This is a genomic window from Streptomyces sp. NPDC048191 (genome assembly GCF_040652655.1).
In the GTDB taxonomy this organism is placed as follows: Bacteria; Actinomycetota; Actinomycetes; order Streptomycetales; family Streptomycetaceae; genus Streptomyces.
Genome location: NZ_JBEZMO010000011.1, coordinates 87,915 through 108,305, shown reverse-complemented (window position 1 = coordinate 108,305; position 20,391 = coordinate 87,915). Strand labels below are relative to the sequence as shown.

Sequence of the window (20,391 nt, the reverse complement as noted above, 5' to 3'; positions counted from 1 at the left end):
GCGGTGGGGCCGGGGTGCCGTGGGAGGGCGGCCTCACGCCGAGCCGAGTTCGTTGTCGATGAAGGCGAAGACGTCGTCGGCGGAGGCGTCCTCCAGCCGTCCGGCGACAGCGGCGGCGTCCTGGCCGAGGGTCTTGTTCAGGTCGCCGAGCAGGGCCTGCAGGCGGGTGGTGATCCGGCCCTGCTCGATGTCCTCGGCGGTGAGGTCACCGAGGCGGGCGACGACCCGGTCGAGTTCGGCGACGACCGAGTCCACCGAGGTGTCGGCGCCCGCGAGTTCGGTGCCCAGGTACTTGGCGAGGGCGGCGGGGGTGGCGTAGTCGAAGACGAGCGTGGCCGGCAGCGGCACCCCGGCGGCGCCGCTGATCCGGTTGCGCAGGTCGACGGAGGTGAGCGAGTCGAAGCCGAGGTCGCGGAAGGCGGCGGTCGGCTCGACCGCGTCCGCGCTGCCGTGGCCGAGGACCGCGGCGGCCTGTCCGCACACCAACTCCTGCAGGGCGCGCTCGCGTTCGCCGCCGGTGAGGCCGGCGAGCTTCTCGGCGAAGCCGTCGGCCACGCCCGCCTGGGCGCCCCCGCCCGTGCCGCGCCGCACCTCGGGCAGCGCGGACAGCAGGGCGCTGGGCCGGCTGGCGGTGAACGCGGGCGCGAACACGGACCAGTCGACGTCGGCGACGGTGACGGTCGTGTCGCCGCCGTCCAGGGCACGGCCGAGCGCGGTGAGGGCGCGCTCGGGGTCGAGGGGGGACATGCCCATCGCCCGGGCGGCCGAGCGGACGGTGCCGTGGGCGGCCATCCCGTCGCCGCCCCACGGTCCCCAGGCCACCGAGGTGGCGGGCAGTCCGGCGGCGCGCCGGTGCTCGGCGAGGGCGTCCAGGTAGGCGTTGGCCGCGGCGTAGTTGGCCTGTCCGGCGCCGCCGACGGTGGCGGTCAGGGAGGAGAACAGCACGAACGCCGACAGGTCCCGGTCGGCGGTCAGTTCGTGCAGGTGGCGGGCGGCGTCGGCCTTCGCGGCGAGGACACCGGCGAAGCGTTCGGGGGTGAGGGCGTCCAGGACGCCGTCGTCGAGGACGCCGGCCAGGTGCATCACGGCGGTGAGGGGGTGTTCCCGCGGTACGGAGTCCAGCAGCGCGGCCAGTGCCTCGCGGTCGGTGACGTCGCAGGCGGCGAGGGTCACCTCGGTACCGGCCTCGGTGAGTTCGCGGACGAGCTCGGCGGCACCGGGCGCGTCCGCGCCGCGGCGGGAGGTCAGCAGCAGATGTCCGGCGCCCCCGGCGGCGAGCCGACGGGCGAGGGCCGTACCGACCGCGCCGGTGGCCCCGGTGACCAGGACCGTGCCGGAGGGCTTCCAGGGGGCGCCGGCACGGGCCGGGGCGTGCTCCAGCCGCCGGCCGTAGGCGCCGGACTCGCGGACGACGACCTGGTCCTCGCCCCCGGCGTCGCCGAGCAGCGCGGCCAGCCGGGCGACGGTCTGCGGACCGATCTCGGCGGGCAGGTCGACGAGTCCGCCCCACCGGTCGGGGTGCTCCAGGGCGGCGACCCGGCCGAGGCCCCACACCTGGGCCTGTGCGAAGCCGGTGACCTCGGCGGCCGTCCCGTGGGCGACGGCGTCGCGGGTGACGCACCACAGCGGGGCGGTGATCCCGGCGTCCCCGAGGGCCTGCACGAGAGCCGCGGTCGCGGCCGGTTCGGTGACGGGCGCCAGGAGGGACAGCACGCCGTCGGCGTCACCCCGGCCGGCGAGCAGCCCGGCGAGCTCGGAACGACGGGCCGATGCCGGTGCCGTGAGGGTGTCGACGCGCAGGCCCCGGTCCGTGAGCCCGGTCAGGACGGCGGTCGTCCAGGGGTCGTCGGCGGCGGGGACGACGGCCAGCCAGTGGCCGCCGAGCGCGGGGGTGGCGGCGGGGGCCAGCGGCTCCCAGGCGACGCGGTAACGCCAGCCGTCGGCGGTCGCGTTGGCCTGCCGCTGTTCGTGCCAGGCGGCGAGGGCCGGTACGACGGCGGCGACGGACGTCTCGTCGGTGACGCCGAGGGTGGCGGCGACGGCGGTCACGTCCTGGTCCCGCACCAGTTCCCAGAACGGGTCGTTCGGGTCGCCGCCCGCGCGGGCGGCAGCGGAGCGCTCGGCCTGCAGGATGGGGGCGTCCTCCCAGTGCCGGTCGCGCCGGAACGGGTAGGTGGGCAGGCCGACCTTGCGGCCTCCGGCGAACACGACCGTCCAGTCGGGTCCGGTGCCGGTCAGGTGCAGCCGGCAGATCGCCTCCACGAGGGCGGCGTCCTCGTCCCGGTCGCGGCGCTGGGTGCCGATGACGTCGGGCACCACGTCCTGGGCCATGTTGGTGAGCACCGAGTCGGGCCCGACCTCGAGGAAGCGGGTGGCGCCCTCGGCGGCCAGGGTGGTGACCCCGTCGTGGAAGCGGACGGCCTCGCGGACGTGCCGCACCCAGTACTCGGGCGAGGTGAGCTCGTCGGCCATGCGCCCGGTGACGTTGGAGACGACCGGCAGGGCGGGCTCGTGGAAAGTGAGGCCGGCCAGCACCTCGCGGAACGCCTCGAGCATGGGGTCCATGCGGCGGGAGTGGAAGGCGTGCGAGACCGTCAGCCGGGTGGTCTTCTCCACCTTCGCTGCGACGGCGAGTACGGCCTCCTCGTCGCCCGAAACGACCACGGAGCGGGGGCCGTTGACGGCCGCGATGTCGACGCCGTCGGTGAGCAGCGGCGCCACCTCGGCCTCGGAGGCCAGCAGGGACACCATGGCGCCGCCCGCGGGCAGTTCCTGCATGAGCCGGCCTCGGGCGGCGACGAGGGCGACCGCGTCCTTCAGCTCCAGGACGCCGGCGACGTGCGCGGCGACGACCTCGCCGATGGAGTGCCCGGCGAGCAGGTCCGGGCGGATGCCCCAGTGCTCCAGCAGCCGGTACAGGGCGGTTTCGAAGGTGAACAGGGCCGCCTGCGCGTACACGGTCTGGTGCAGCGGCGAGGCGGCGGGGTCGGCGGCCTCCTCGAACATCACCTCGCACAGCGGCCGTTCCACATGGGCGTCGAAGGCGGCGCAGATCTCGTCGAAGGCGGCGGCGAACACCGGGAACGCGGCGTGCAGGGTACGGCCCATGCCGGGCCGCTGGGAGCCCTGGCCGGAGAACAGCACGCCGAGCCTGCCGGGCTCCGGCGCCGCCACGGCTGCCCGGCTGCCGTCGGCGACGGCCCGCAGGCCGGCCAGCAGCTCCTCCCGGTCGCGGCCGGTGACGGCGGCCCGGTGCGGGAAGAGCGCGCGCGTGGTGGCCAGCGAGTGACCGACGTCGTACGGGTCGAGGTCGCCGGCGGCCGCGAGGAGCCGTTCCGCCTGCCGCCGGACGGCGTCGGAGCCCTTGCCGGAGAGCACCCACGGGATGACCGGCAGCTCGGCGCGCTGCGGGGCGGGCTGTTCGGCCTCGACGGGCGGCGCCTGCTCCAGGATGGTGTGCGCGTTGGTGCCGGAGATGCCGAAGGAGGACACGCCGGCCCGCCGGGGACGGCCGTCGGGGGTGTCCCAGGGACGCGGCTCGGTGAGCAGGCGGACGTCGCCCGCGCTCCAGTCGACGGCGGTGGACGGCTTCTCGGCGTGCAGGGTGCGGGGCAAGGTGCCGTGGCGCATCGCCATGACCATCTTGATGACGGCGCCGACGCCGGCGGCGGCCTGCGGGTGGCCCATGTTGGACTTGATGGAGCCGAGCCACACCGGCTGGTTCTCGGGCCGGTCCTGTCCGTAGGCGGCGATGACGGCCTGGGCCTCGATGGGGTCGCCGAGGGTGGTGCCGGTGCCATGCGCCTCGACCGCGTCGATGTGGTGCGGGGCGAGCTGCGCGTCGGCGAGGGCCTGCTGGATGACGCGGATCTGGGCCGGTCCACTGGGCGCGGTCAGGCCGTTGGAGGCGCCGTCCTGGTTGACGGCGCTGCCACGGACGACGGCGAGCACCTCGTGGCCGTTGCGCAGGGCGTCGGACAGCCGCTCCACGAGCAGCATGCCCGCGCCCTCGGCCCAGGCGGCGCCCGCGGCGTCGTCGGAGAAGGAGTGGCAGCGGCCGTCGGGGGACAGCGCGCGGCGTTCGCTGAACTCGATGAACATCTCGGGGCTGGCCATGACGGCGGCGCCGCCCGCGAGCGCGAGGGAGCACTCCCCCTTGCGCAGCGACTGGATCGCCGAGTGCAGCGCCACCAGGGAGGACGAGCAGGCGGTGTCCATGGTGACCGCGGGGCCCTCCAGGCCCAGGGTGTAGGCGATGCGGCCGGAGACGATGCTGCCGGAGATGGTGCCGCCGGTGTAGTCGTGGTGCATCAGGCCGACGAAGACGCCGGTCTGGGAGCCCTTGACGGTGGTGGGGTCGATGCCGGCGCGTTCGAAGGCCTCCCAGGTGACCTCCAGCAGCAGTCGCTGCTGGGGGTCGGTGCCGGGTGCGTCCTTGGGGCTGATGCCGAAGAACGCGGGGTCGCACTCGGCGGCGTCGTGCAGGAAGCCGCCGTGGCGGACGTAGGACTTGCCGGGGACGCCGGGCTCGGCGTCGTAGATCGCCTCGACGTCCCAGCCGCGGTCGGTGGGGAACTCGGTGACGACGTCGACGCCCTCGTCGACGATGCGCCACAGGTCCTCGGGGGTGCGCACGCCGCCGGGGTAGCGGCAGCCCATGCCGATGATGGCGACGGGCTCGCGGTGCTGCTCCTCCAGCTCCCGTACGCGGCGGCGGCTGCGCTCCAGCTCGGTCGTGGCCCGCTTGAGGTAGTCGCGGAGCTTGCCGGCCGTGGCCGAGTCTTCCATCACTGGGCTCCCAGTTCGTTGTCGATCCTGGCGAAGAGTTCTTCGTCGCTGGCTTCCCGGACGTCCGCGGGCGCCTCGGGCGCTGTGCGACGTGCGTGGGTGTCCTGCCAGCTGCGCAGCAGCGCTTCGAGGCGCGCGGTGACGCGGGCGTGGCTGCCGTCCTGGTCGGGCAGGTCGTGCAGGGCGGCTTCGAGGCGGTCCAGCCCGGCCAGCGCGGACCGGGTGAGGTCGGCCGGGCCGGGGACGAGTGCGCTCTTGAGGTGGACGGCGAGGGCGAGGGGTGTGGGCTCGTCGAAGACGAGCGTCGCGGGCAGGGTCAGTCCGGTGGCACCCGCGAGGAGGTTGCGCAGTTCGACGGCGGCGAGCGAGTCGAAGCCCATCTCCTGGAAGGCGCGCCCCGGGTCGACCGACGCGGGCGAGGGGTGCCCGAGCACGCCGGCGACATGGGTGCGCACCAACTCCAGCAGGGTGCGGTCGCGTTCGGAGTCGGCCAGCGGCGCGAGCCGGTCGCGCCAGGAGCCGGCCGACGCGCCCGCGGTGGGCTCGGGACCACGCCGCCGGGCGGGCCGCACCAGGCCGCGCAGCAGCGCGGGCACGCCGTCGGGCCGGGTGCGCACCGCCGCGGCGTCCAGGCGTACGGGCACCACGACGGCGTCCTCGGCAACGAGTCCGGCGTCGAAGGTGCGCAGTCCCTGTACGGGGGTCAGCGGCGGCAGGCCGAGCCGGCGCAGCCGCTCCAGGTCGGCGGCGTCGATGCCGGCGCTCATGCCCGCGGAGCCGGACCACAGGCCGTAGGCGAGGGAGACGGCGGGCAGACCGAGCGCGCGGCGGTGGGCGGCGAGACCGTCGAGGAAGGTGTTGGCGGCGGCGTAGTTGGCCTGCCCGCCGCCGACCAGCAGACCGGCGGTGGAGGACAGCAGGACGAAGGCCGTCAGGTCCTTGTCGCGGGTCAGTTCGTGGAGGTTCCAGGCGGCGTCCGCCTTGGGCCGCAGCACGCGGTCGACCTTGTCCGGGCCGAGGGTGGCCAGCAGTCCGTTGTCGACGACGCCGGCGGCGTGCACCACGGCCCGCACCCCGTGACCGTGCTCGTCCTCGTGCTCGTCGAGCAGCGCGGCCAGCGCCGCCCGGTCGGCGGCGTCACAGCGGGCCAGCGTCACCTCGGCCCCCAACCCGGCCAGTTCGGCGCGCAGTTCGGTGGCTCCGGGGGCGTCCGCGCCGCGCCGCCCGGCGAGCAGCAGGCGCCGTACCCCGTGCTCGGTCACCAGGTGACGGGCGATCAGGGCGCCGAGGCCTCCGGTGCCGCCGGTGATCAGGACGGTGCCGTCCGGGTCCCAGGCGAGCGGGCCACCGGGCTTGGCCCGGGCCAGCCGCGGCACCCGTACCTCGCCGTCCCGCACCGCGACCTCCGGCTCGTCGGAGGCGAGGGCCGTGGCGAGGGCGGGCCCCGGGGCGGCGCTGCCGTCGCTGTCGACGAGCAGGAACCGGCCGGGGTTCTCGGCCTGGGCGGCGCGCACGAGCCCGTACAGGGCGGCGTGGGTGAGGTCGCCGGTGCGCAGGAGGACGGCGAGCCGCCGGCCGGCGCAGCGCTCGTCGTTCAGCCAGGCACGCAGGGTGTCCAGGAGGGCGTTCACCTGGTCCCGTACCAGGGCGGGCAGGTCCTCGGGGGCATCGGGGGCGTGTGGTGGGGCCAGGACGACCAGGCCGGGCACCGCACCGGCGGCCAGGAGGCCGGCCGGGTCGCGGTGGTGGGGCGCGTCGAGGCCGGTGTCGTGGCCGCACACGGCGAGTGCGGGCATGTCCACGGCCCCCGGGCCGGGCGCCGGGACCAGATCGACCCGGAACAGCGGGTCCTCGCCGTCCCCGGCGAGCTGTTCGGCGGAGACGGGGCGGGCCACGAGGCTGCGCACGGTCGCCACCGGCACGCCGGCGGCGTCGGAGAGGGCGAGGGAGACGGCGTCGGGGCCCGCCGGGGTCAGGTGCAGGCGCAGGGTGCCGGTGCCGGCGCGGTGCAGGGTGACGCCGCCCCAGGCGAACGGCAGCACGGCCTGTCCGCCGGGGAGGTCGAGCAGGTTGACGTGCAGGACGGCGTCCAGGAGAGCGGGGTGCACGCCGAACGGGGCGGCGGTGGCGCGGGCGCGCTCGGGCAGCGCCGCCTCGGCGAACAGCTCGTCGCCGCGCCGCCACATGGCGCGCAGCCCCTGGAAGACCTCGCCGTAGCCGTAGCCGGTGGCTGCCAGGCCGGGGTACAGGCCGTCCAGGTCGACGGGTTCGGCGTCCGCGGGCGGCCAGGCCGTCGGGGTCGCCGGGACCGCTTCCCCGGCGGGTGCGCAGGTGAGGGTGCCGGCGGCGTTGCGCGCCCACGGGGCGTCGGGACTGTCGGCGCGCCGGGACCAGACGGTCAGTTCGCGCCGCCCGTCCCGCTCGGCGCCGACGGCGACCTGTACGGCCACTGCGCCCTGCTCGGGCAGGATCAGCGGGGTGTGCAGGGTGAGTTCGTCGACGGTGTCGCAGCCGGTGCGCTCGGCGGCCTGCAGGGCCATCTCGACGAAGGCGGTGCCGGGCAGCAGCACGGTGCCGTGTACGGCGTGGTCGGCGAGCCACGGGTGGGAGGCGAGGGAGATCCGGCCGGTGAGGACCGCTCCCCCGGTGCCGGGCAGGTCGGTCGCGGCGGCCAGCAGCGGATGGCCGGTGGCGCTCTGCCCGAGACCGCCGGCGTCGCCGCTGCCCCCGGCGCCGGCCTCCAGCCAGTGCCGTTCCCGCTGGAAGGCGTAGGTGGGCAGGCTGGTGTGGCGGGCGGCGTGCGGGGCGAAGAACGCCGTCCAGTCCACGCCGGTGCCGGCCGCGTCCAGCCGGGCCACGGCCGTGACCAGGTCCCGCTCCTCGTCACCGTCGCGGCGCAGCCCGGCGACGGTCACGCTGTCCTCGGGCACGCAGTCCACGGCGAGGGCGGTGAGGGCGGCGTCCGGGCCGACTTCGAGGAACACCCGGACGCCCAGCTCGTGCAGAGCGGCCAGGGCGGGGGCGAAGCGGACGGGCCGGCGGACGTGGTCCACCCAGTAGCCGGGGCTGGTCATCTGGCCGGGGCCGGCGAGGGCGCCGGTGAGCGTGGAGACGATCGGGATGCGCGGCTCGTGGAAGGTGCACTGCGCGGCGGCCTCGGCGAAGTCGGCCAGCATGGGCTCCATCAGCGGCGAGTGGAAGGCGTGCGAGACCGTCAGCCGCTTGCTCTTGTCGAAGCGGGCGGCGAGCGCGTCCACGGCGTCCTCGTCGCCCGAAACGACCACGGAGCGGGGACCGTTGACGGCGGCGAGGCCCACCCGGTCGTTCAGGTGGGGGATGACGTCGTCCTCGGTGGCGCGCAGTGCGGCCATGGCGCCGCCGGCCGGCAGGGCCGCCATCAGGCGACCGCGGGCGAGCACGAGGTGGACGGCGTCCGGCAGGGAGAGGACGCCGGCGACATGGGCGGCGGCCAGTTCACCGACGGAGTGCCCGGCCAGGTGGTCGGGGGTCACGCCCCAGGACTCCAGCAGCCGGTACAGCGCCACTTCGGTCGCGAAGATGGCGATCTGCGCGTAGTCGGTACGGGTGAGCAGGTCGGCGTCCGTGTCGATGACGTCGGCGAGGGGCCGTTCCAGGTCCCGGTCGGCGAGTGCGCACACCGCGTCGAAGGCCGCGGCGTACGCCGGGAAAGCCCGGTGCAGGTCCCGGCCCATGCCGAGCCGCTGCGCTCCCTGACCGGTGAACAGGAAGGCGGTCCTGCCGCGGGCCGGGGTGAGCGGGGTCGCGGTGGCGAGCCGGGCGAGCAGCTCGCCGGTGTCCCGGCCGACCGCGACGGCGCGGTGTTCGAAGCGGGCGCGGGTGGTGGCCAGCGACAGACCGAGGTCGGCGGGCCGCGTGCCGGGGTGCGCGTCGAGGTGGTCGCGCAGGCGCGAGATCTGCGCGGCCAGGGCCTGACGCGTGCGCCCGGTCACGATCCAGGGGAGGCAACCGCCCTCTCCTGCGGGCGCGTCGTCCGCCTCCCGGGCGGGCGCCTGTTCCAGGACGACGTGCGCGTTGGTGCCGCTGATGCCGAAGGAGGAGACGGCGGCGCGGCGGGGCCGTCCGGTGTCGGGCCACGGGCGCCGCTCCAGGGCCAGTTCGACGGCGCCCGCGCTCCAGTCCACCTGGTCGGTGGGGGCATCGACGTGGAGCGTCGGCGGAACCTCACCGTGCCGCATGGCCAGCACCATCTTGATGACCCCGGCGACGCCCGCGGCGGCCTGGGTGTGTCCGAGGTTGGACTTGACCGAGCCCAGCAACAGCGGCCGCTCGGCGGGGTGTTCCTTGCCGTACGTCGCGAGCAGCGCCTGGGCTTCGATGGGGTCGCCGAGGGAGGTGCCGGTGCCGTGTGCCTCCACCACGTCGACGTCGGCGGCGGTGAGCCCGGCGCCGGCCAGCGCCTGGCGGATGACCCGCTGCTGGGAGGGGCCGTTGGGTGCGGTCAGCCGGCTGCTGGCGCCGTCGGAGTTGACCGCGCTGCCCCGGATGACGGCGAGTACCGGGTGGCCGTGGCGCTGGGCGTCGGCGAGCCGCTCCAGCAGCAGCATGCCGGCGCCCTCACCCCAGCCGGTGCCGTCCGCCGCGGCGGCGAACGCCTTGCAGCGGCCGTCCGGGGCGAGTCCGCGTTGCCGGCTGAAGTCGATGAACGTCTCCGGCGTGGACATCACGGTGACGCCGCCGGCCAGGGCGAGCGAGCACTCGCCCGACTGCAGCGCCCGCACCGCCCAGTGCAGGGCGACCAGGGAGGAGGAGCAGGCGGTGTCGACGGTGACCACCGGGCCCTCGAGGCCGAAGGTGTAGGCGACGCGTCCGGAGGCGATGCTGGCGGCGCTTCCGTTGGCGAGGTAGCCGTCCAGATCCTCGGGGACGGAGGTGAGGCGGGTGGCGTAGTCGTTGTACATCACACCGGCGAACACACCGGTGCGGCTGCCGCGCAGGGAGGCCGGGACGATGCCGGCCCGTTCGAAGGCCTCGTGAGAGGTCTCCAGCAGCAGCCGCTGCTGCGGGTCCATGGCGAGGGCCTCGCGGGGGCTGATGCCGAAGAAGTCGTGGTCGAAGTCGGCGGCGTCGTGCAGGAATCCGCCGGTGCGGGCGTACGTCCTGCCGGTGGCGTCCGGATCGGGGTCGTACAGCGCGTCCACGTCCCAGCCGCGGTCGGCCGGAAAGTCCGACACCGCGTCGGTCCCCGACGCGACCAGGCCCCACAGCTCCTCGGGAGTGGTGACGCCGCCCGGGTAGCGGCAGCCGATGCCGACGACGGCGACCGGGCCGTGTGCGCGTTGCTCGTTCTCACGCAGCCGTCGCCGCGCCTCCCGCAGGTCCGCGGTCGTCCGCCTGAGATAGTCGAGCAGTTGCTCTTCGTTGTTCACCAGCGCGCCATCCGATCGAGATCGAAGTGAGGGCCTCGGTCGTGCGGACAGCCTCCGGACGGTGTCCGGTCCGCTTCCCCTCCGCTGTCGGAGGCTAGGCAGGCGGCGATGACGCGGGACACCCCTACAGCCCCCAGGGCCCCCGGCGGTGGGTAAGGGGGTGTCTCGGCGCAGGGCCGCTGACCGCTCACGGCATGCGCGGTGATCAGCAGCCGCGGGCCGCTTCGCCGACGTCCGGAGGCGAGACCTGCTTTCCGACCGACCGGCCGCGCTTCGCCGGGCGGCGTCGCCGAGTGCGGCGCGCGGCCCCAGGACCGCCGGCGCACGATGCGGATCACCGCTGCGGGTCGGGCCGGCTGCGCGCGGACATCCGCCCCATGGCCCCCGTCTTGCCGCCGGCCTGCCCGCGGTCGGGATCACCACGCGGTGAACGCGGCCACGCGCCTGACCAGTACCAACCACCGGCCGCGCGCGAGACGTTCAGCGGCCGGACCGGCCGCGGCGACCAGGGAGACGGAGGCGAAGAGTCCTGCCCCCTGGTGGCGTCGGACGAGCGGGGCGGAGGAGGTGCTGAGGATCGTGTGCGGCAGGTAGGTGACCGGTTCGCCGGTTACGACAGTACGGGGACGAGGACCTGCCCCTGCCAGTCAGGACGAGCCGTCCGCCGCGCGTCGGGATCGGCCTCGCGGCGGACGAGGCCCCTGGCCGCGAGGCGGTCGGCCAGGCGTGAGAGGGCTCCGGAAGCGGTGGCCATGCGCGCGGCCACGGCCTCGGTGCTGTCGTGGCTGGGGAACACGCCGGCCCGCACACCCCATGGGGAGACGGTGACGTCGTACCGGGCGGGCTCGGCCTCGAACCGGCGGTGCGCCGTGGCGGCTACCGGACGGCCGCGGCGGGTGGCCGTTCGCGAAGAGCCCCGTAGGCGACGAAGTACGCGGGGACCCGGCGGACCCACCTGGACTCGGCGAGCAGGTGCGCCGCGCGCTGAGCCCTCTTCGCGCTCCCGAGGGGTGGCCGGCCCCGCAGGACCGGAGCGATGAAGCGGGCGTGGGCCGCCCGCTGGAGGGTCTGCGTGACGACCGTGGTGGGACGGCGGCGGCGCTGCACCGCGCGCAGGTCGCGCCGGCGCACGGTCCCGCGGCGCAGCGGACCCGCGAGATGGCGGGCGGCGGCCACGGCGTCCTGTACCGCGAGGTTGATGCCGATGCCGAACACCGGGGACATCGCGTGCGCGGCGTCGCCGATGCACAGCAGGCCCGGCCGGTGCCAGCGGCGCAGCCGGTCCAGGCGTACGTCGAGGAGCTTGACCTCGCCCCACGAGCGCACCGCGTACGCGCGGTCGGCGAGCCAGGGGGCGGCCGCCGTGAACTGCGCCAGGAACCGGTCCAGTCCGGCGGCGCGGCGCTCGGCGTCGGTGCCCTTGGGGATGAGCGCGGTGCACTGCCAGTAGTCGCCGCGGTCGATCATCGCGGTCAGGAAGCGGTCGCCGACGCCGCCGACGAGTCCGCGCGGGTCGTCCTCCTGTCGCGGCACGCGGAACCACCAGGCGTCCATCGGGCAGCCGAAGCGGCGCAGGCCGAGCTCCGGCCTCGTGCGGGCCAGTGATCCCCGCCCGTCGCAGGCGACCGTGAGGGCGGCGCGCAACTCTCCGGTACGGCCCTCGGAGGTTCGGTAGCGCACTCCGCTCACGCGCCCGGACTCGGTCAGGAAGCCGACCGCTTCCGTGTTCATCCGCAAGTGGAAGGACGGCTCACGCCGGGCCTCGTCCGCGAGCAGGTCCAGCAGGTCCCACTGGGGCACCATCGCGATGTAGTTGTAGGGGCCGGGCAGCACCGAGAGGTCCCCGACCGTGACGTTCGAGCGGCCGGCGCCGACCGGCAGCTGGACGGTGCGCACCCGGCGCTGCGGCAGCCGGGCGAAACGCTCGCCCAGACCGAGCTCGTCCAGCAGCGCCAGGGTGGAGGGGTGGACGGTGTCCCCGCGGAAGTCGCGCAGGAAGTCGCCGTGCTTCTCCAGCACCGTCACCTCGACACCGGCCCGCGCCAGCAGCAGCGCGAGCACCATCCCGGCGGGGCCGCCTCCCACCACACAGCAGGTGGTCCGTTCCATGACAGACCTGCCCTTCGCGAAGAGAGCAGTAATTCATCGGTCGATGAATACCCTACTCCTTCAGGCGACCGCCGTCCTCCCGGGTTCCGCGCCGTCGTGGTGGATCGGTGTCCGCGCCCCGGTCAGCGGAATGCCCGTGCCTCCCCGCCTGGCGGCGACGATCTCCGCCACGATCGACAGGGCGGTCTCCTCCGGCGTCCGGGCCCCCAGATCGAGGCCGATGGGGGACCGCAGCCGGGCCAGCTCGCGCTCGCTCACGCCTTCCGAGCGCAGCCGCCGTTCGCGGTCGGCGTGGGTGCGGCGGGAACCCATGGCACCGATGTAGGCCGCCGGCATGCCCAGGGCCGCCTTCAGCAGGGGTACGTCGAACTTCGCGTCGTGGGTCAGCACGCACAGGACCGTGCGGGCGTCGGTTCCGGTGCGCCGCAGATAGCGGTGCGGCCAGTCGACGACGACCTCGTCGGCGTCGGGGAAGCGGGCCGGTGTCGCGAAGACGGGACGGGCGTCGCAGACGGTCACGTGGTACCCGAGAAACCTGCCCGCCCGCGCCAGCGCCGCCGCGAAGTCGACGGCGCCGAAGATGATCAGGCGGGGCGGCGGCACGTTCGACTCGACCAGCAGGGTCAGACCGCCGGGGCAGTGCGAGCCGTCCGCCGAGAGCTCCACCGTGCCGGTGCGGCCCGCCTCCAGGAGGGCCCGGGCCTCGGTCCCCGCCGTCCGGTCCAGGTCCGGGTGTCCGCCGAGGCCGCCCTCGTGCGTGCCGTCGGACCGGACCAGCAGGGCGCGTCCGAGGAGTTCGGCCGGGCCGCGGGCGACCCGGGCGAGGGCCGCCGGTTCGCTCCCGGCGGCGGCCGTCACAGCCGCCGCCAGGACCGGACGAGCCGGTCCGGTCACCGGCACGATCAGGACGTCGATCGTCCCGCCGCAGGTCAGCCCCACGGCGAAGGCGTCCTCGTCGCTGTAGCCGAACCGTTCCAGCACGCTCTCCCCGGTCCGCAGCGCCTCGCGGCACAGGTCGTAGACCGCGCCCTCCACGCATCCGCCGGAGACCGAGCCGATGACGGCGCCCGCACCGTCGACGGCGAGGGCGGCACCGGGACCGCGTGGTGCGCTGCCGCCGACCGCCACCACGGTCGCGACGGCGAACTCCCGGCCCTCCTCGATCCAGTCGGCCAGCTCCTGGGCCAGGTCAAGCATCCGGCGCCCCCGCGGCTGCCGACAGGACGCGGTCCGGCCTGATGGGCAGGCTGCGATGGCGTACGCCGGTCGCGTGCCAGACCGCGTTGGCGATGGCGGCCGCGGCACCCACGATGCCGACCTCGCCGATGCCCTTGATGCCGACCGGGTCGTCGGGGTCGGCGTCGTCCACCCAGTCGGCCTCGATCCGGGGCACGTCGGCGTGCGTCGCCACGTGGTAGCCCGCGAGATCGGCGCCGACGTTGCCGCCCGAGGCCCGGTCGCGCACCGCTTCCTCGTGCAGGGCCATGGAGATGCCCCAGATCATGCCGCCCAGCAACTGGTTGCGCGCGGTGAGCGGGTTGACGATCCGGCCGGCCGCGAAGACGCCGAGCATGCGCCGCACGCGCACCTCGCCGGTGGTGACGTCCACGGCGACCTCGGCGAACTGCGCCCCGAAGGAGTGCCGTTCGGCGGCGGCGAGGGCACCGATGGCGGCCGTGGTGTCGGACCGTACCGTGACGCCCTCCGGAGGAATGTCGGCTCCGAGAGCCAGCCTCTCGCGCAGTTCGCCGGCCGCGGCCCCGACGGCCCAGGCCCAGGAGCGGGTGCCCATGGAACCACCCGCGATCATCGCCGGCCCGAAGTCGCTGTCGCCGATGCGCACCCGGACCCGCTCCGGGGACACCTGGAGCGCGTCCGCCGCGACCAGGGTGAGCGCGGTACGGGCCCCGGTGCCGATGTCGGCCGCGGAGATCCTGACGGTGAAGGTGCCGTCCGGGTGCGCGGTCGCGGACGCGGTCGAGGGGGCGGCGCCCGCCGGGAAGGAGGCCGCCGCCGTACCGGTACCGAGCAGCCAGCGGCCGTCCCGGCGCAGCCCGGGGCGCGGGTCCCGGTCCGCCCAGCCGAACCTGCGGGCGCCCTCCCGGAAGCAGGCGGCCAGATTGCGGCCGGCGAACGGCAGGCCGGACACCGGCCCCGCGTCGGGTTCGTTGCGCAGGCGCAGCTCGATCGGGTCGATCCCGCACCGCTCGGCGAGTTCGTCGAGCGCCGCCTCCAGCGCGAACGAACCCGGCGCCTCGCCGGGGGCACGCATGAACGTCGGGGTCGGCACGTCGAGCCGTACGACACGGTTGGCCGTGTGGTGGGCGACGGCGTCGTACATCACCCGGGCCACCCCGGCGCTCGGCTCGACGAACTCGTGCACGGTGGAGGTGCGGCTCACCGAGCTGTGTTCCAGGGCGCGCAGGCGTCCGTCGGCGTCGGCGCCGAGCCTGACGCGCTGCGCGGTGGGGCTGCGATGACCGGCCAGGGAGAACATCTGACGTCGGGTCAGGACGACCCGCACCGGCCGCTGCAGGACGGTCGCGGCCATCACGGCGGCCACCTGGTGGGCGCGGACGCCCTTGCTGCCGAAGCCGCCGCCGACGTGTTCGGAGCGTACGCGCACCGAGCCCGGGTCGAGCGAGAAGAGGTTCGCGAGTTCGGAGACGACCCAGGTGGCACCCTGGTTGGAGTCGATCACCTCCAGCCGGCCGTCGTCCCAGCGGGCGGTCGCCGCATGGGGCTCCATGGGGTTGTGATGTTCTTCGGGAGTGCTGTACTCGGCGTCCAGGACGACGGCCGCGGCGGCCAGTTCGGCGTCGAGGTCGCCCTTCTCCGTCACCGCCGGCATATGGCCGTCCACCGGGTGGGCGTCCGGGTGCCCGGCGGTCAACTCGATGGCGTGGGGCTCCTGTTCGTAGTGCACCACCAACGCCTCGGCGGCCTCCCTGGCCTGCTCGGAGGTCTCGGCCACGACCAGCGCCACCGGCCAGCCCAGGTGCGGCACCCGGTCGTGCTGGAAGACGGCACAGGTCGGGTCCGGCTTGCCCAGCATGCCGGTGTACTCGGTGTCGACGCGTGGCGCGTTGCGGTGGTCCAGGACGGCGAGGACGCCCGGCATGGCGAGGACGGCGTCGGTGTCCACGGCGCGGATACGGCCGCGGGCGACCGTGGACAGCACCAGCCAGCCGTACGCGAGGTCGGCGAAGGGCACCTCGCCGGCGTAGCGGGCCGCTCCGGTGACCTTGTCCCGCCCCTCGATGCGGGTGTGGGCCGTGCCGACGGAGCGCGCCTGTACGGACGTTCCGGTGGTGAGGGTGGTCATCGTGCGGCCTCCTCGGCGAGTTCGGACAGGACGGCCACCACGAGGTTGCGCATCAGCTCCACCTTGTAGCCGTTGTGCGGCAGCGGCCGCGCCGCCGCCAGCTCGGCGTCCGCCGCGGCGGCGTAGGTCTCGGCGACGGCGGGCGCGCCGATCAGGACCCGTTCGGCCGCAACGGCCCGCCACGGGCGCGAGGCGACGGCGCCGAATGCCAGGCGCGCGTCCCGGACGACACCGTCACGGACGTCGAGCGCGGCGGCGAGGGAGCCGATGGCGAAGGCGTACGAGGCGCGCTCGCGCACCTTTCGGTAGCGGGAGACTGCGGCCACCGGGGCGGGCGGCAGGGTGACGCCGGTGATCAGCGCTCCCGGCGGCAGGGCGGTCTCGAGGTGCGGGGTGTCACCGACGGGCAGGTAGAAGTCGGCGAGGGCCAGCTCCCCCGGCCCGTCCGCCGTTTCGAAGTGGACGACGCCGTCGAAGGCGGCCAGGGCCACGGCCATGTCCGAGGGGTGTACGGCCACGCAGTGGCCGGACGCGCCCAGGACGGCGTGGTTGTGGTGCTCACCCTCCAGAGCGGGACAACCGCTGCCGGGCACACGCTTGTTGCAGGGCTGGGTGACGTCGGTGAAGTAGCCGCAGCGGGTGCGCTGCAGCAGGTTCCCGCCGACCGTGGCCATGTTGCGCAGCTGACCGGACGCCCCTGCCAGCACGGCCTGCGCCAGCGCGGGGAAGCGCCGGCGGACCTCGGGGTGGGCGGCCAGGTCGCCGTTGGTGACCGTGGCGCCGATGCGCAGGCCGCCCTCGGGCGTCGACTCGATCCCGTCGAGCGGGAGTTCGCGGATGTCGATGAGCCGGGCGGGTCGCTCGACACCGGCCTTCATGAGGTCGACGAGGTTGGTCCCGCCGCCGAGGAAGCGCGTGTCCGGATCGGCGCCGAGCAACGCGACGGCGCCCGCGACGTCGGAGGCCCGCTGGTAGTCGAACTCCCTCATGCGAGGACCTCCTTCACCGCCGCGACGGCGTCCGTGCGCCCCTGGCCCGCGTGGTCCTTCGCCGCCCGGGCCACCGCCTCCACGATCGAGACGTACGCGCCACAGCGGCACAGATTGCCGCTCATCCGCTCGCGGATCTCCTCAGCGGTCAGGGCCGGTGGCCCGGCTTCGGGGCGGACGTCCTCGGTCGCGGCGCTCGGCCAGCCCGCCGCGTGTTCGGCGATCACCCCGATCGCCGAGCAGATCTGTCCCGGGGTGCAGTAGCCGCACTGGTAACCGTCCAGATCGAGGAAGGCCTGCTGTACGGGGTGCAACCGCTCACCGTCGGCGACGCCTTCGATGGTGGTGATCTCGCGGCCCTCGGCCGCCACCGCCAGCTGCAGACAGGCAACGGCCCGGCGCCCGTCCAGCAGGACGGTGCAGGCTCCGCATTGTCCTTGGTCACAGCCCTTCTTGGTGCCGGTGAGGTCGAGGCGCTCGCGCAGTGCGTCGAGCAGGGTGGTGCGGTGGTCGACGGGCAGTGTGAACTTCTCGCCGTTGATCTTCAAGGTGATGACACTGGACGTCGATGAGGCCATGAGCTGCTTCTTTCGCATTTCCAGTACAAACGGGAGGGATCCGGCAGCCGGAGTGGAGCGCTGCGCGGAGATCGTGCGGGCCTGCGCCGCGACGGCGAAGCGAACGTGCGGTGTTCCGGGACCGGACAACGGCAGCCGGCGACTGCCGCGGGGCCGCGTTCACGGCTATGGTGGACATAAGCGGACAGCTGTCCGCTACCTGGAAACGTAACGGACAACTGTCCGCTTAGCAAGGGCGAGGTTCGGCCACGAACTCTCGAGGAGGACCGAGTGCCGCAGCACAAGGACACACCCCGGCGCTCGGACGCGCAGCGCAACCGCGAGCGCATCCTCGACGTGGCACTCGCCGAACTGTCCCGGTGCGCCGACGTCCCGCTGAGCGTGATCGCCAAGAAGGCGGGCGTCGGACAGGGCACGTTCTACCGCAACTTCCCCAACCGCGAGTCCCTCGTCCTCGAGATCTACCGCCACGAGATGCAGCAGGTCGCCGACGCCGCCGCGCACCTGCTCGCCAGCCGGGCACCCGACGAGGCCCTGCGGGCCTGGATGGACCGGCTGGCCCAGTTCGCCATGGCCAAGGCCGGAATGGCCGACGCGATCCGGCAGGTGACCAGCGTCCCGGGCGGCCCGGCGAAGCCGCCCCCCACACCCGTCACGTCGGCGGCGGAACTCCTGCTCCGCGCCAACGACGAAGCCGGCACGATCCGGCCAGGAGTCACCACGGACGACTTCATGCTGGCCATCGCGGGCCTGTGGCAGCTCGACGCGTACGACGACTGGCAGCCGCGCGCCGCCCGGCTCCTCGACCTGGTCATGGACGGCCTGCGAACGACGGCGCCCGGGCGCTGAGCACCCCCGCCGAGGGCACGGCGTCGAGTCCGGTACGTGCCACCGCGCCGTACGCACCGCCGGCATTCCGCGCTCGCTTCGGCTGACGATCCCGGCACGACCGCGCCGCACTCGGCGCGTCCGGTTTCGCTCGGGCCGCGTCGGCGGGCCGCCACCGGCGCCGCCGCCCGTGTCCTGGCGACGGGGTCGGCAACCTTTCGACCATGCGGGAACGGGGCCCGGACCCTGCGCGGGAGGCTCTCCCGAGGCAGGCGGGCGTCGCCCCCAGGCGGGGTGAGCGGCGGGGCCATCAGGGTGTTCCCACGCGGTGTCGTGCGGCCGGCGCGGGTCGCCCTTGGCCATCCTGGGCCAGGAGTGGCACTCGTCCTTCCCTGCGACAAGGAGCACGGTATGCCGACGGATTCGGTCGGACGATTCCTGGCGGCCCTGGACCCGGAACACCGGGACGCGATCGGCGCCAAGCCGCGCGCGGAGCAGGAACAGCTCGCGGCGGCCTGGGAACGGGAACTGGAAGCGGACGACGAGCTCGACACCCTCGACGAGCTGTCCCCGCCGGCGGCGGAGGCCGAGGCAGCCCGCAGGGTCCTGGAGCGCGAGACCCGCTAGGGATCCTCCCCTGCGACGGATCACCCGCGCGAAAGGCGTTTTCCGCGCGACCGTGTTCAGGACCCCGGGACGGGGGACCGGACCCTCACGAGTGCGGCGGCCTCTTCTTCCGTCGCGACCGCGGGCGGGGACCCGGGCAGGGGTTCGTTGGCCGTTTCCCTCATGCACAGGACGGCCACCACGCCCACGACGGCGGCGGCCGTGGAGTAGTAGGCCGGCATGAGACTGGTGTTGAAGACGCTGATCAGAGCAGTGATCACCAAGGGAGTCGTGCCGCCGAAGACCGATGTGGCGACGTTGTAGGCGACCGAGAGGGAGCCGTAGCGGACGTGGGTGGGGAAGATCGCCGGCAGCGCCGCCGACATCGTGCCGAGCATCGCCACCAGGGAAAGCCCCATCAGGATCAGTCCGAAGGCGATGAGCAGGACGCCGCCCTGCCGGATGAGGAGGAAGGACGGCACGGAAAGGAAGAGAAAACCGAGCATTCCCGCCATCAGCAGCGGCTTGCGCCCGAAGCGGTCCGAGAGCCGTCCGACCTGGTTGATGACGCACATCTGGACGACCATCACGATCAGCAGGATCAGCAGCCCGTGGTCGGTGCCGTAGCCGAGCTCGTCGGACAGGTACGTCGGCATGTACGACAGCAGCATGTAGTCGGTGATGTTGTACGCCGCCACGAGCGCGAGGCACAGCAGCAGCGCCCGCCAGTAGCGGGTGAAGATCTTCCCCAGGTCGGCGGCGGCCGAGGTCTCGACGTCGTCGGCGGCCTCGCTCGGCGTGACGTGGCCGCCCTCCAGCTTCTGGAAGGCGGGCGTCTCGTCCAGCCTGAGCCGCAGATACAGACCGATGAAACCGAGCGGGGCCGCGAGCAGGAAGGGGATCCGCCAGCCCCAGCCCAGCATCTGCTCCGCGCTGAGGACACTGCTGAGGACGACGACCAGGCCGGAGGCCGTGACGTAGCCGGCGAGCGTGCCCAGTTCGAGGAAGCTGCCGTAGTACCCGCGGCGCTTGTCGGGCGCGTACTCCGCGATGAAGGTCGAGGCGCCCCCGTACTCCCCGCCGGTGGAGAAGCCCTGGACCAGCCGGAAGAAGATCAACAAGCCCGGAGCCCACAGGCCGATGGCGGCATGGGAGGGGATCAGACCGATGGCGAACGTCCCCACCGCCATCATGAGGATGGTGACGGACAGGATGCGCCGGCGGCCGACCTTGTCGCCGAGCGGCCCCAGGACCATGCCGCCCACGGGGCGCACGAGGAAGGCCACCGCGAAGGTCGCGAACGAGCTGAGCAGCTGGGCGGTGTCGCTCCCCGAGGGGAAGAAGACCTTTCCGAGGGTCGCGGCGAGATAGCTGTAGATGCCGAAGTCGTACCACTCCATCGCGTTGCCGAGCGCGGCGGCCTTGGTGGCGCGTCTGACCGCGGCCTCGTCGGTGACCGTGATGTCGCTGCGGCGCAGCCTCGGGTGACGTCGTCTTTCGATCGCACGGAACAGCGCCCGGTGGCGTCTCACCGCACCGGGGTCCGCCGACTCGTCGTGGTCGGTCGCCGCCATGACGGTGTTCCCTTCGCCGGCCCTGCCCCACATGTGCACCGTTCTCGCGCGCTCAAACGAACTCCCTGCCGCGCCCGTCCGGCTACCGCGGGTGACGATCAGGGCCGCTGTCCGGGCAGGACTTCCTCCCGGGAGAGGGCCGGTCGCAGTCTGTGGTGTGTGCTCATGCCGCGGTGCGGGAACTTG

General features: G+C 74.3%; 11 protein-coding genes. 2 read left to right on the top strand and 9 right to left on the bottom strand.

Annotated elements, in window-relative coordinates:
• Nucleotides 1-33 precede the first annotated feature (33 nt).
• The 8 genes from AB0D93_RS19895 to AB0D93_RS19860 form a co-directional block, all read right to left on the bottom strand.
• Nucleotides 34-4,788 carry a type I polyketide synthase gene (locus AB0D93_RS19895; RefSeq protein WP_362120980.1) on the bottom strand — a complete coding sequence of 1,585 codons (4,755 nt, stop codon included), beginning with the start codon at nucleotides 4,786-4,788 and terminating at the stop codon, nucleotides 34-36.
• On the bottom strand, nucleotides 4,788-10,196 hold the full coding sequence (locus tag AB0D93_RS19890; protein WP_362120979.1) for an SDR family NAD(P)-dependent oxidoreductase: 5,409 nt from the start codon (nucleotides 10,194-10,196) through the stop codon (nucleotides 4,788-4,790). Before AB0D93_RS19890 ends, AB0D93_RS19895 begins: the two co-directional genes overlap by 1 nt.
• 610 nt (nucleotides 10,197-10,806) lie before the next feature.
• Nucleotides 10,807-10,992, bottom strand: a complete 186-nt coding sequence (locus tag AB0D93_RS19885) for a MarR family transcriptional regulator (protein WP_362120978.1) — start codon at nucleotides 10,990-10,992, stop codon at nucleotides 10,807-10,809.
• Nucleotides 10,993-11,072: 80 nt separating this feature from the next.
• Nucleotides 11,073-12,305, bottom strand: coding sequence for an FAD-dependent oxidoreductase (locus AB0D93_RS19880; protein ID WP_362120977.1), 1,233 nt, complete (start codon nucleotides 12,303-12,305; stop codon nucleotides 11,073-11,075).
• Between the two features lie 60 nt (nucleotides 12,306-12,365).
• A complete protein-coding gene (locus AB0D93_RS19875; RefSeq protein ID WP_362120976.1) occupies nucleotides 12,366-13,502 on the bottom strand; it encodes an XdhC/CoxI family protein in 1,137 nt (378 codons plus the stop codon).
• The gene (locus AB0D93_RS19870) at nucleotides 13,495-15,630 is read right to left on the bottom strand and encodes a xanthine dehydrogenase family protein molybdopterin-binding subunit (RefSeq protein ID WP_362120975.1); all 2,136 of its coding nucleotides are present in this window, start codon (nucleotides 15,628-15,630) and stop codon (nucleotides 13,495-13,497) included. The genes AB0D93_RS19875 and AB0D93_RS19870 overlap by 8 nt, the downstream gene beginning before the upstream one ends.
• Nucleotides 15,627-16,619 (bottom strand): xanthine dehydrogenase family protein subunit M, encoded by a 993-nt coding sequence (locus tag AB0D93_RS19865; RefSeq protein WP_362120974.1) that lies wholly within the window; start codon nucleotides 16,617-16,619, stop codon nucleotides 15,627-15,629. The genes AB0D93_RS19870 and AB0D93_RS19865 overlap by 4 nt, the downstream gene beginning before the upstream one ends.
• A complete protein-coding gene (locus tag AB0D93_RS19860; RefSeq protein ID WP_362120973.1) occupies nucleotides 16,616-17,197 on the bottom strand; it encodes a 2Fe-2S iron-sulfur cluster-binding protein in 582 nt (193 codons plus the stop codon). The genes AB0D93_RS19865 and AB0D93_RS19860 overlap by 4 nt, the downstream gene beginning before the upstream one ends.
• 270 nt (nucleotides 17,198-17,467) lie before the next feature.
• On the opposite strand from AB0D93_RS19860, the gene AB0D93_RS19855 reads away from it, so the two are divergent.
• Both AB0D93_RS19855 and AB0D93_RS19850 read left to right on the top strand, forming a co-directional pair.
• The gene (locus tag AB0D93_RS19855) at nucleotides 17,468-18,046 is read left to right on the top strand and encodes a TetR/AcrR family transcriptional regulator (protein WP_362120972.1); all 579 of its coding nucleotides are present in this window, start codon (nucleotides 17,468-17,470) and stop codon (nucleotides 18,044-18,046) included.
• Nucleotides 18,047-18,436: 390 nt separating this feature from the next.
• On the top strand, nucleotides 18,437-18,652 hold the full coding sequence (locus tag AB0D93_RS19850) for a hypothetical protein (protein WP_362120971.1): 216 nt from the start codon (nucleotides 18,437-18,439) through the stop codon (nucleotides 18,650-18,652).
• A gap of 56 nt (nucleotides 18,653-18,708) precedes the next feature.
• Here the strand turns inward: AB0D93_RS19850 and AB0D93_RS19845 are convergent, their stop codons facing one another.
• Nucleotides 18,709-20,205 carry an MFS transporter gene (locus tag AB0D93_RS19845; protein ID WP_362120970.1) on the bottom strand — a complete coding sequence of 499 codons (1,497 nt, stop codon included), beginning with the start codon at nucleotides 20,203-20,205 and terminating at the stop codon, nucleotides 18,709-18,711.
• Between the last annotated feature and the right edge of the window lie 186 nt (nucleotides 20,206-20,391).